Origin of the sequence: Streptomyces sp. NPDC048291, from assembly GCF_043201715.1 — a bacterium.
Taxonomy (GTDB): domain Bacteria; phylum Actinomycetota; class Actinomycetes; order Streptomycetales; family Streptomycetaceae; genus Streptomyces.
The window spans coordinates 504,818-518,032 of record NZ_JBICZC010000008.1 but is presented as its reverse complement, the minus strand read 5'-3'; the positions used below and the strand labels follow the sequence as shown (position 1 = coordinate 518,032).

Here is a 13,215-nt window from a genome sequence, read left to right as displayed (position 1 = left end):
CGCGACGAGCCGCAGCTCTTCGGAGGAGTCGCCCCGGGCCACCACGACGGCCTGGCGGACCTCCGGGTGTGCGGCGACAACCGCCCGTACCTCGCCGGGTTCGATCCGGAAGCCGCGGATCTTCACCTGGTCGTCCGCCCGGCCGGCGAACACCAGTCGGCCGTCGGAGGTCCGGCGGACCCGGTCACCGGTGCGGTACATGCGCTCACCGGAGCCGTTCAGCGGGTACGGGCAGGCGGTGAACCGCTCGGCGGTCAGCGGGCCGTTCCCCGCATACCCGCGGGCGACTTGCACACCCGCGACGTACAACTCGCCTGTCGTGCCGGGCGGAACGGGCTGCAGCCACTCGTCGAGCACGAACAGCCGGGTGTTGGCGATCGGTGTGCCGATGTCGAGGGCCGCACCGGCTGCCGCGTCCGCCACGGCCAACGGCTCGGACATGGTGGCGCAGACGGTGGTCTCGGTCGGCCCGTAGGCGTTGACCAGTTCACGGTCGTGGGCCCAGCGCTCGGCGACCTGTGCGTCCAGCGCCGACCCGGCCGACACGACCGTACGCAGGGAGGCGTAGTCCGTCGTCCGCTCGATCGCCAGCACGGCGGGCGGCAGCGTCGCGTGGCTGACCCGCCACCGGGCGACGACGTCCACGAGCCCCGCGCCGGGCGCCAGTTCGTCGGCCGCCGCGACGACGAGGGCCGCGCCCGCGGTCAGCGCCATCAGCAGCTCGGAGGTGGCCGCGTCGAAGCCGACGCTGGCGAACTGCAGTACCCGGCTGCCCTGTTGGACGCCGAGTCGGCGTGCCTGGGCCCGGGCGAGGTTCACGGCGCCCGCGTGGGAGAGGACGACGCCCTTGGGCCGCCCCGTGGAACCAGAGGTGTAGATCACGTACGCGGCCCGCTGCGGCAGCACGGCCCCGCCGCGCTCGGCGTCGGTCAACGGTGCCGCGTCCCGCCCGGTGATCCCGCTCACCACCTCCGGGTCGTCCACCACCACGCGTACCATCGCCTCCGCCGCCACCGCTCCGTCCAGCAGACCGGCGCGGGCCCGGGACGTCACGACATGCCGAGCACCGCTGTCGGCGAGCATGAAGGCGAGCCGCTCGGCCGGCTGACTCGAATCGACCGGCAGATACGCCGCTCCCGCCTTCAGCACACCCAGCAGGGTCGCGATCAGGTCGGCGCCCCGGTCCAGGACCACCGCCACCACGGACTCGGCCCCCACACCGCGGCCGAGCAGATGGCGCGCCAGCCGATTCGCCCGTGCGTCCAGTTCGGCGTACGACACGTCGACCCCGTCACCGAGCAGCGCGGGCGCCTCCGGCGTACGGGCCGCCTGTGCCTCGAACAACTCGACCACGGAGAGCGGGAGGTGAGATGAGGTTTCGTCCTCGACCCCGCTCCACTCGGCCACCGCCTGGCGCCGCTCCGCGTCGGAGAGCACCTGTACGTCGTGCAGGCGTCGTTCGGGAGCCACGGCCACCTGGTCGAGTACCCACGCCCACCGCTCGGCGAGCGCGGCCACCGACTCGGCGTCGAAGAGGTCCGCGGCACCGCTGAGTGAGCCGCGCAGCCCGCCCGGGCTGCCGTCGGGCGCCTGCAGTTCGCGGGCGACGACGTCCAGGTCGAACTTGGACACGGCGGTCAGAGCACCGCCCGCCCCGGAGATCCCCCCGACGACGGGGAGCCGGACGTCGGGAAGGTCGGCCGGGTGCTGTTCGTCGAGGTTCTGGAGAGTCAGCATCACCTGGAACAGCGGATGCCGCGCCAGCGACCGGACCGGCGCCAACTCCTCCACCAGCCGCTCGAACGGCACGTCCTGATGCGCCAACGCCTCAAGACTCCGCTCACGCACCCGCGCCAGCACGTCCCGGAACGTCGGGTCACCGGAGAGATCGGTGCGGATGACCAGGGTGTTCACGAAGAACCCGACGAGATCGTCAAGCCCCTCGTCCGTACGGCCCGCAACCGCCGACCCGATCGGAATGTCGGTACCGGCACCGAGCCGCGACAGCAACACCGCCAGCGCAGCCTGCAACACCATGAACACCGTCACACCCTCGGCCCGCGCCACCTCCACCAGCCGCGCGTGCACATCGGCCGACACCGCGAACTCACTGGCGTGCCCGCGATGCGAGACCACGGCAGGCCGCGACCGGTCGACGGGAAGTTCGAGCTCCTCCGGCACATCCGCCAAAGCCGCACGCCAGTAGGCGACCTGTCGACTGATCAGGCTCTTCGAGTCACCTTCCTCCCCCAACAACTCCCGCTGCCACAAGGCGTAGTCCGCGTACTGCACGGTCAACTCCGCCCACTCGGGCTCCCGCCCCGCACAGCGAGCCGTGTAGGCCAGCGACACATCACGCGCCAACGGGCCCTTCGACCAGCCGTCACTGGCGATGTGATGCGCCACGAGCACCAACACGCACTCGCGGCCGGTACCCAGATCCAGCAGCCAGCCACGGAAGGGGAGTTCGACGTCCAGATCGAACGGATGCCGTACCCGTTCCTCGATCTCAGCCGTCAGCCCGTCGTCCGTGACTCCGCTGAGGTCCACGACCTCCAGCTCCCAGGCGGACACCAGCTCCTCGACGGGAACGATGCGCTGGTACGGCTCGCCGTCCACCGCCGGGAACGTCGTACGCAGCACCTCGTGCCGCCCGACGACGTCCCGCAGAGCCGCCGCCAGCCCCGCGCGGTCCGTGTCACCGGCCAGCCGCAGCACCATCGGGATGTGGTAGGTCGGGCTCGGGCCCTCCAACTGCGCCAGGAACCACAGCCTGCGCTGGGCGAACGACAGCGGGACCAGCTCCGGCCGCTCGACGACCGCCGTCAGCGCGGGCCTGGCGGGACCGCTCTCCTCCGCTGCGAGATATACCGCGAGTCCGGCGGGGGTCGGGGTCTGGAACAGCGCCCGGATCTCCACCTCGACACCCAGGAGTGCACGGATGCGGGAGATCAGCCGGACGGCGAGCAGGGAGTGCCCGCCCAGGGCGAAGAAGTCGTCCTCGACCCCGACCGACTCCAGCCCCAGCACCTGCGCGAACGCAGCACACAACGCCTCTTCCCGAGCGTTCGCCGGTGGCCGACTGCGGCCTGCACCGGAGACGTACTCCGGAGCGGGTAGAGCCTTGCGATCCAGCTTGCCGTTGGACGTCAGGGGCAGCGCGTCCAGGAGTACGACCGCACTCGGCACCATGTACTCAGGCAACCGCCCCGCGACGAACTCCCTCAACCGGTCGCCATCGACCTCGCCCTCCGGATCATCCGGGACGACATAGGCGACCAGGCGCACATCCTCGCCGGCATCCGAACGGGGAACGACAACGGCCTGCGCGACCTCCGGATGAGCGACGAGAACAGCCTGGATCTCACCCGGCTCGACACGGAAGCCACGGATCTTCACCTGGTCGTCCGCACGTCCGCCGAAGACCAACCGACCCCCGGTCGTCCAACGCGCGCGGTCCCCGGTGCGATACATCCGTTCTCCGGCCCCGAACGGGCACGCCACGAAACGCTCGGCGGACAACGGCGCATTACCCACGTATCCGCGCGCCACCTGGGCACCGGACACATAGAGTTCGCCGGTCACCCCAGCCGGCACCGGCGCCAGCCACTCGTCGAGTACGAACGCCCGCGTGTTGGCCACCGGAGTACCGACCGGCACCACACCACCAGCAACGGTCTCCTCGTCCAGAGCCGTGGTCAGGACACCAATCGTGGTCTCGGTTGGCCCGTAGTGGTTGAACACCGCACACCCACCGGCACCGGCGTCCACGAGCTCCCCCACCCACTCCGGCGAAGCCGCCTCACCACCCAGCACCAACGACTTCCGCGGCAACACCGAGCCGACACCCGCCACCGACGACAACGCAGCCAGATGCGACGGCACCGCCTTGACGTGATCGATCCGGTGGTCACGCAGATAGCGGGCAACGGCATCCGCGTCCACCACCGACTCCGCATCGAGAATGTGCAACTCACCACCGGTCGACAGACTGGTGAACACCACCGTGTTGCCCAGATCCGTCACCTGCGCCTGCAACAACCCATACCGCTCCCCCGGCGCCCCCCAGCCCAGCCGACCCGGCACCGACCCCACGTAATTCGCCAGCCCACCGTGGGTAACCACGACACCCTTCGGCCGACCCGTCGAACCCGACGTGTACATCACATACGCAGCCTGCTCCGCCAGGACTGGCGCCTGCGGTGCAGTGGGCTCCAGGGCATCGAGCTGCTTGACCGTCGACGGGTCGTCGAGCGCCACCACCCGCACCCGACCAGCAGGCAGATCCCCAACCACATCCTCCGAACCCAACAACAGCACCGCCCGGCTGTCCGCCAGCATGAACGCAATACGCTCCACCGGCAGACCCACATCCACCGGCACATACGCCGCCCCCGCCTTCCACACCCCCAACACCGCCGCAACCATCTCCACACCACGATCCAGAGCCAACGCCACCACCGACTCCGCACCCACACCCTGCGCCACAAGAAAACGAGCCAGCCGATTCGCCCGCGCATCCAACTCACCAAACGACACCCCCACACCACCAGCAACCACCGCCACCCCACCCGGCGACCGCCCCACCCACCCCTCAAACCACCCCAACACCGAACCACCCGACACCACACCACCCGTGTCGTTCCACTCCCCCACCACCCGCCGCAACTCCACATCGGACAACAACCCCACCGCATGCACGGCCCCGTCCGGAGCCGCCGCGACCTGCTCCAGCAGCCGCGTCCAACGGGTGTTGATCGCCTCGAGTGACGCCGGTTCGAAGAGGTCGGCAGCGACCGTCATCGCGCCGCGCAGCCCCGCAGGGCGTCCCTGGTCGTCGTGGGTCTCCGCGACCATCACGTCCAGATCGAACTTCGCCCAGCGTCGGGTCGCCGACACGGGTTCGACGTGGACACCATCCATGTCGAGGACTGCCTCGACGGTGTTCTGCTTGGTCAACACCACCTGGAAGAGGGGGTGCCGGGCCATGGAACGTGCCGGCGCCAGCTCCTCCACCAGCCGCTCGAACGGCACGTCCTGATGGGCCAGCGCTTCGAGGCTGCGCTCCCGCACCCGAGCCAGCACTTCCCTGAACGTGGGCTCGCCACTGAGATCGGTACGGATGACAAGAGTGTTCAGGAAGCAGCCGACGAGGTCGTCCAGGCCCTCGTCCGTACGACCCGCCACCGCCGACCCGATCGGAATGTCGGTACCGGCGCCCAGCCGGGACAGCAGCACCGCCAGCGCGGCCTGCAACACCATGAACACCGTCACACCCTCGGCCTTCGCCAACTCGGCGAGCCTGACATGGACTTCGGCCGGCACCAGGAGCGGCAGGCTGTGCGCGCGGTGCGTGGCGGTTGCCGGACGCGGATGGTCGAAAGGCAGCTCCAGTTCCGCCGGAATGTCACGCAGGGCCTCACGCCAGTAGGCCATCTGACGGGACACGACGCTGTCCGGATCACCCTCGTCGCCCAGCAACTCCCGTTGCCACACCGTGTAGTCCGCGTACTGCACCGGCAACGGCGCCCACTCCGGCGGTCGACCTTCGCACCGGGCGGCATAGGCGAGCGACAGGTCGTGCGCCAGCGGGCTCATCGACCAGCCGTCGGTGGCTATGTGGTGCAGCAGGAGCACGAGTACGTACTCGTCCGCGCTGGTCTGGAAGAGAGTGGCTCGGACGGGAATGTCCTGCGCGAAGTCGAGAACGTGCCGGGCGCGCTCGGCGACCGCGCTCACGACGTCGTCCTGCGACGCGGAGGTGAGGTCGACGTACTCCAACTGCCAGTGCAGTTCCTCGGGCGCCACTATCCGCTGGTAAGGCTCACCGTCGGCGGCCGGGAACATCGTGCGCAGCGCCTCGTGCCGGCCGATGACGTCCCGCAACGCCGTGTCGAGCGCCTCGGCCTCCAGCTCGCCGGTCAGCCGAAGGACTACGGGCAAGTTGTACGAGGGGTTGGGGCCTTCAAGTTGGGCCAGGAACCACAGCCTGCGCTGGGCGAAGGACAGCGGGACCAACTCCGGCCGCTCGACGACCGCCCTCAGCGTGGGCCTGGCGGGACCGCTCTCCTGCGCTGCGAGATATACCGCGAGTCCGGCGGGAGTCGGGGTCTGGAACAGCACCCGGATCTCCACCTCGACACCCAGGAGAGCGCGGATGCGGGAGATCAGCCGGACGGCGAGCAGGGAATGCCCGCCCAGCGCGAAGAAGTCGTCCTCGACCCCGACCGACTCCAGCCCCAGCACCTGCGCGAACGCAGCACACAACGCCTCTTCCCGGGCATCCGCCGGCGGGCGACTCACCCCGCCCGAAGCCGCATACTCCGGGGCGGGCAGCGCCTTGCGGTCCAGCTTGCCGTTCGACGTCAGAGGCAGCGCGTCCAGCACGATCACCGCGGACGGGACCATGTACTCAGGCAACCGCCCACCGACAAAAGCCTTCACGTGCGCCTCGTCAGGAACATCCTCCACATCCACCGCAACGACATAAGCGACCAGGCGCACATCCTCACCGGCATCCGAACGGGCAACAACGACCGCCTGCGCGACCTCCGGATGAGCGACGAGAACAGCCTGGATCTCACCCGGCTCAACACGGAAGCCACGGATCTTCACCTGATCGTCCGCACGTCCGGCGAAGACCAACCGACCCCCGGTCGTCCAACGCACGCGGTCCCCGGTGCGATACATCCGCTCGCCGCCCCCGAACGGGCACGCCACGAAACGCTCGGCGGACAACGGCGCATTACCCACGTAACCACGCGCCAACTGAGCACCAGCGACATACAGCTCACCCGTCACGCCAGGAGCCACCGGCCGCAACCACTGATCCAGCACAAACACCCGCGTGTTGGCGACAGGCGTACCCACCGGCACCACACCACCGGCAACGGTCTCCTCGTCCAGAGCGGTGGTCAGGACACCGATCGTGGTCTCGGTCGGCCCATAGTGGTTGAACACCGTGCACTCACCGGCGTCCAGTACCTCCCCCACCCACTCCGGCGAAGCCGCCTCACCACCCAACACCAACGACTTCCGCGGCAACACCGACCCCACACCCGCCACCGACGACAACGCAGCCAGATGCGACGGCACCGCCTTCACATGATCAATCCCATGCTCCGCGAGATAACCGGCGACGGCTCGCGGATCGACGACAGCATCAGCGTCGAGAATGTGCAGCTCACCGCCGGTCGTCAGACTGGTGAACACCACCGTGTTGCCCAGATCCGTCACCTGCGCCTGCAACAACCCATACCGCTCCCCAGGCCCACCCCAACCCAGCCGACCCGGCACCGACCCCACATAGTTCGCCAGGCCACCATGCGTGACCACGACACCCTTCGGCCGACCCGTCGAACCCGACGTGTACATCACATACGCAGCCTGCTCCGCGCGGATCGACGCCTGCGGTGCAGTGGGCTCCAGAGCATCCAGCTGCTTCACCGTCCACGGGTCGTCGAGCGCCACCACCCGCACCCGACCAGCAGGCAGATCCCCAACCACATCCTCCGAACCCAACAACAACACCGCACGACTGTCCGCCAGCATGAACGCAATACGCTCCACCGGCAGACCCACATCCACCGGCACATACGCCGCCCCCGCCTTCCACACCCCCAACACCGCCGCAACCATCTCCACACCACGACCCATCGCCAGCGCCACCACCGACTCCGCACCCACACCCTGCGCCACAAGAAAACGAGCCAGCCGATTCGCCCGCGCATCCAACTCACCAAACGACACCCCCACACCACCAGCAACCACCGCCACCCCACCCGGCGACCGCCCCACCCACCCCTCAAACCACCCCAACACCGAACCACCCGACACCACACCACCCGTGTCGTTCCACTCCCCCACCACCGTCCGACGCTCCGCGCCTGTCAGCAGTTGCGCGTCCCGAAGGCGTCGATCCGGTGCCGCGACGAGTTGGTGCAGTGTGCGTGCCCATCGATCCGCGATGGACGCGACCGTCGCGGGGTCAAAAAGGTCCGCCGCCGCGGTCACCGCGCCCCTCAGGCCGGCCGGGCGACCTCGCGCGTCGCGGGTTTCCGCGACCATCACGTCCAGGTCGAACTTGGCCGCAGGACGGTCCACCGGCAGTAACTCGACTTCAAGACCGTCGAGTTGCAGTGTGGCCTCACCCATGGCGTGTGTGGTGAGGACGACCTGGAAGAGGGGATGCCGGGCCATCGACCGCGACGGCGCCAACTCCTCCACCAGCCGCTCGAACGGCACATCCTGATGCGCCAGCGCTTCGAGGCTGCGCCCACGCACCCGCGCCAGCACATCCCTGAACGACGGATCACCGCCCACATCCGTACGCACCACCAGCGTGTTCACGAAGCAACCCACGAGGTCGTCCAGACCCTCGTCCGTACGCCCCGCCACCGCCGAGCCGATCGGAATGTCGGTACCGGCGCCCAGGCGGGACAGCAGCACCGCAAGCGCGGCCTGCAACACCATGAACACCGTCACACCCTCGGCCTTCGCCAACTCGAGCACCCGCGCGTGCACGTCCGCAGGCACGGCGAAGTCGTGCGAGTGCCCGCGGTGCGAGGCCACAGGGGGGCGCGGCCGGTCGGCGGGCAGGGCGAGCTCGTCGGGGATGCCGGTCAGGGCTTCGCGCCAGTAGTCGACCTGCCGGGAGACCAGGCTCTCCGGATCGTCCTCGGCGCCGAGCAACTGCCGCTGCCACAGGGCGTAGTCGGCATACTGCACCGGCAACGGGGCCCACTCCGGCGCCCGGCCGTCGCGCCGGGCGGCATAGGCGGTCGAGATGTCCCGGGCGAGCGGTCCGAGGGACCAGCCGTCACTGGCGATGTGGTGCAGCACGAGCACCAGGACGTGCTCGTCCGCTGCCGTGCGCAGCAACCACGCCTGGATCGGCACATCAGTGGACAGGTCGAAGGCATACCGCGCCCGCTCGTCGATCGCCGCCGTCAACTCCTCGGCCGTGGCGGCGGTCAGATCGACCGTCCGCAGCTGCCAGTCGAGCGAGTCGGGCTGAAGTATGTGCTGGTACGGCTCACCGTCCGTCTCGGGGAACGTGGTGCGCAAGGACTCATGCCGGCCGATGACATCCCGCAACGCGGCTGCGAGCGCGTCCGGTGCCAGTTCGCCGGTGACTCGGGCCACAGCTGCGCTGTTGTACATCGGGTTCGGGCCCTCTAGCCGGCCGAGGAACCAGAGCCGACGCTGCGCGAACGACAACGGGATCATCGGTCTTCCTCCATACGCATCGGCCGCAGTGCCGGCCTTTCAGGCCGAGTCGGCTGTTGGTCGAGTTCGTCGGCGAGTCCGGCGGGGGTGGGGGTCTGGAACAGCACCCGGATCTCCACCTCGACACCCAGGAGTGCACGGATGCGGGAGATCAGCCGGACGGCGAGCAGGGAGTGCCCGCCCAGGGCGAAGAAGTCGTCCTCGACCCCCACCGACTCCAGCCCCAGCACCTGCGCGAACGCAGCACACAACGCCTCTTCCCGAGCGTTCGCCGGTGGCCGACTGCGGCCTGCACCGGAGACGTACTCCGGGGCCGGCAGGGCCTTGCGATCCAGCTTGCCGTTCGACGTCAGAGGCAGCGCGTCCAGGAGAACGACCGCACTCGGCACCATGTACTCAGGCAACCGCCCACCGACAAAGGCCTTCACCCGCGCCTCGTCAGGAGCATCCTCCGCGTCCGCAGGGACCACGTAGGCCACCAGACGCACATCCCCGGCGGCATCATCGCGAGCCACTACCGCCGCCTGAGAGACCTCGGGATGGGCAGCGAGGACGGCTTCGACCTCTCCCGGCTCGATCCGGAAGCCACGGATCTTCACCTGATCGTCCACCCGCCCGGCGAAGACCAGCCGACCGTCGGGAGTCCAGCGCACGCGGTCCCCGGTGCGGTACATCCGCTCGCCGGACCCATTCAGAGGGTGGGGGCAGGCGATGAACCGCTCGGCGGTCAGCGGCCCGTTGCCCATGTATCCGCGCGCCAACTGGGCGCCGGAAACATAGAGTTCGCCGATCACACCCACCGGCACCGGGGCCAGCCACTCGTCGAGGACGAACGCCCGCGTGTTGGCGACGGGGGTGCCGACCGGCACCACGCCTCCGGCGACGGTCTCCTCGTCCAGGGCCATGGTCAGGACGCCGATGGTGGTCTCGGTCGGCCCGTAGTGGTTGAACACCGTGCACTCACCGGCGTCCAGGACCTCCCCCACCCACTCCGGCGAAGCCGCCTCACCACCCAACACCAGAGACCTCCGCGGCAACACCGCCTTCGCACCCGCCACCGACGACAACGCAGCCAGATGCGACGGCACGACCTTCAGATGATCAATCCCCTCACCACGCACATACGCAGCCACCGCCCCCGCGTCCACCACCGACTCCGCATCGAGAATGTGCAACTCACCGCCGGTCGTCAGACTGGTGAACACCACCGTGTTGCCGAGATCCGTCACCTGCGCCTGCAACAGGCCATACCGCTCCCCGGGCGCCCCCCAGCCCAGCCGGCCCGGCACCGACCCCACGTAATTCGCCAGGCCACCGTGCGTGACGGCCACGCCCTTCGGCCGACCTGTGGAACCCGACGTGTACATCACGTACGCCAGACCGTCACCGGCAACCACAACCCCGGGCGGACTCGGATCGGCAGCCTCAAGCTGCAGCATCGTCGACGGATCGTCGAGCGCCACCACCCGCACTCGACCAGCAGGCAGATCCCCGACCACATCCTGCGAACCCAGCAGCAGTACGGCACGGCTGTCGGCCAGCATGAACGCGATCCGCTCCACCGGCAGACCCACATCCACCGGCACATACGCCGCCCCCGCCTTCCACACCCCCAACACCGCCGCAACCATCTCCACACCACGACCCAGAGCCAACGCCACCACCGACTCCCGCCCAACCCCCAGACCCCTCAAATACCGAGCCAGCCGATTCGCCCGCGCATCCAACTCACCAAACGACACCCCCACACCACCAGCAACCACCGCAACCCCACCCGGCGACCGCCCCACGCACTCCTCAAACCACCCCAACACCGAACCACCCGACACCACACCACCCGTGTCGTTCCACTCCCCCACCACCCGCCGCAACTCCACATCGGACAACAACCCCACCGCATGCACGGCCCCGTCCGGAGCCGCCGCGACCTGCTCCAGCAGCCGCACCCAGCGAGCGGCGATCGACTCCACCGACGTGGGATCGAACAGATCCGCGGCCACCGTCACGGAGCCTCGCAGCCCGGCGGGGAGCCCCAGTTCGTCATGGGTCTCGCCGACCATCACGTCCAGGTCGAACTTGGCTGCCGGGCGGTCGATGGGGAGGAGTTCGACGTCCAGGCCTTCGAGTTCGAGCATTGACTCGCCCATGGCGTCGGTGGTGAGGACGACCTGGAAGAGGGGATGCCGGGCCATCGACCGCGACGGCGCCAACTCCTCCACCAGCCGCTCGAACGGCACATCCTGATGCGCCAGCGCCTCAAGACTCCGCCCACGCACCCGCGCCAGCACATCCCTGAACGACGGATCACCACCCACATCCGTACGCACCACCAACGTGTTCACGAAGCAACCCACGAGATCGTCCAGACCCTCATCCGTACGCCCCGCCACCGCCGAGCCGATCGGAATGTCGGTACCGGCGCCCAGGCGGGACAGCAGCACCGCAAGCGCGGCCTGCAACACCATGAACACCGTCACACCCTCAGCCCTCGCCAACTCCACCAGGCCGGCATGCACGTCGGCCGGGACGCGCAGCGGCACACTGTGCGCGCGGTGGCTCGCCGTGACGGGGCGCAGTCGATCGAAGGGAAGGGCCAGTTCCTCGGGAGCGCCCGCCAATGCATCGCGCCAGTAGTCGACCTGGTGAGAGATCAGACTCTCCTCGTCACCGTCGTCCCCAAGCAGCTCCCTCTGCCACAGCGCGTAGTCCGCGTACTGCACCGGCAACGGCGCCCACTCCGGCCGTTGTCCACGTCGGCGGGCCGCGTACGCCAGCGACAGGTCGGCGGCGAGCGGGGTCATGGACCAACCGTCGCTGGCTATGTGGTGGACGACCAGCACCAACTGGTGCTCGTGGTCGCCGACCTTGATCAGCGTGGCCCGAATCGGCACCTCGGTGGCCAGCTCGAACGCGTATCGCGCACGCGCGGCGATCACGGCGTCCCGTTCCGCCGCCGTACTGGCGGTCAGGTCGAGACATTCCATCTGCCAGACCAACTCGGTGATCGGAGTGACCTGTTGGTACGGCTCTCCGTCGACGGTGGGGAAGATCGTACGCAGGGATTCGTGCCGGCCGATCACGTCCCGCAGTGCCGCGCCCAGCGCATCGGCGTCGAGGTCGCCGGTGAGGCGGAGCACGTTGGGTGCGTTGTACGTGGCGCTGTCGCCCTCAAGCTCGGCAAGGAACCACAGCCGTCGTTGCGCGTACGACAACGGCACCCGCTCGGGCCGCACACCCACCGTCAACCGAGGCCTGGCGGGACCACCGTCCTGTCCCGCCAGGTACGCGGCGAGTCCGGCGGGGGTCGGGGTCTGGAACAGCACCCGGATCTCGACCTCCGCACCCAGGAGAGCGCGGATACGGGAGATCAGCCGGACGGCGAGCAGGGAATGCCCGCCAAGAGCGAAGAAGTCGTCCTCGACCCCGACCGACTCCAGCCCCAGCACCTGCGCGAACGCAGCACACAACGCCTCTTCCCGAGCGTTCGCCGGTGGCCGACTGCGGCCTGCACCGGAGACGTACTCCGGAGCAGGTAGAGCCTTGCGATCCAGCTTGCCGTTCGACGTCAGAGGCAGCGCGTCCAGGAATACGACCGCACTCGGCACCATGTACTCAGGCAACCGCCCACCGACAAAAGCCTTCACGTGCGCCTCGTCAGGAACATCCTCCACATCCACCGCAACGACATAAGCGACCAGGCGCACATCCTCACCGGCATCCGAACGGGGAACGACAACGGCCTGCGCGACCTCCGGATGAGCGACGAGAACAGCCCGGATCTCCCCGGGTTCCACGCGGAAGCCACGGATCTTCACCTGGTCGTCCGCACGTCCGCCGAAGACCAACCGACCCCCGGTCGTCCAACGCGCGCGGTCCCCGGTGCGATACATCCGCTCACCCGCCCCGAACGGGCACGCCACGAAACGCTCGGCGGACAACGGCGCATTACCCACGTAACCACGCGCCACCTGAGCACCAGACACATAG

The 13,215-nt window shown here is 69.0% G+C and carries 2 protein-coding genes (both only partly in view); both read right to left on the bottom strand.

Annotation, left to right across the window (positions count from 1 at the left end):
• Positions 1 to 9,228, bottom strand: the 5' portion of a protein-coding gene (locus ACGF5O_RS24055) for an amino acid adenylation domain-containing protein (protein ID WP_393811923.1). Its footprint begins 7,122 nt before the window's first position; the window shows 9,228 of its 16,350 coding nt (coding positions 1–9,228); the start codon lies at positions 9,226 to 9,228; the stop codon falls past the left edge of the window.
• Positions 9,225 to 13,215, bottom strand: partial view of an amino acid adenylation domain-containing protein gene (locus ACGF5O_RS24050; protein WP_393811922.1) — the 3' portion only. The gene runs 12,902 nt beyond the window's last position; the window shows 3,991 of its 16,893 coding nt (coding positions 12,903–16,893); its start codon lies off the right edge, out of view — the gene reads right to left on this strand; it ends in the stop codon at positions 9,225 to 9,227. Before ACGF5O_RS24050 ends, ACGF5O_RS24055 begins: the two co-directional genes overlap by 4 nt.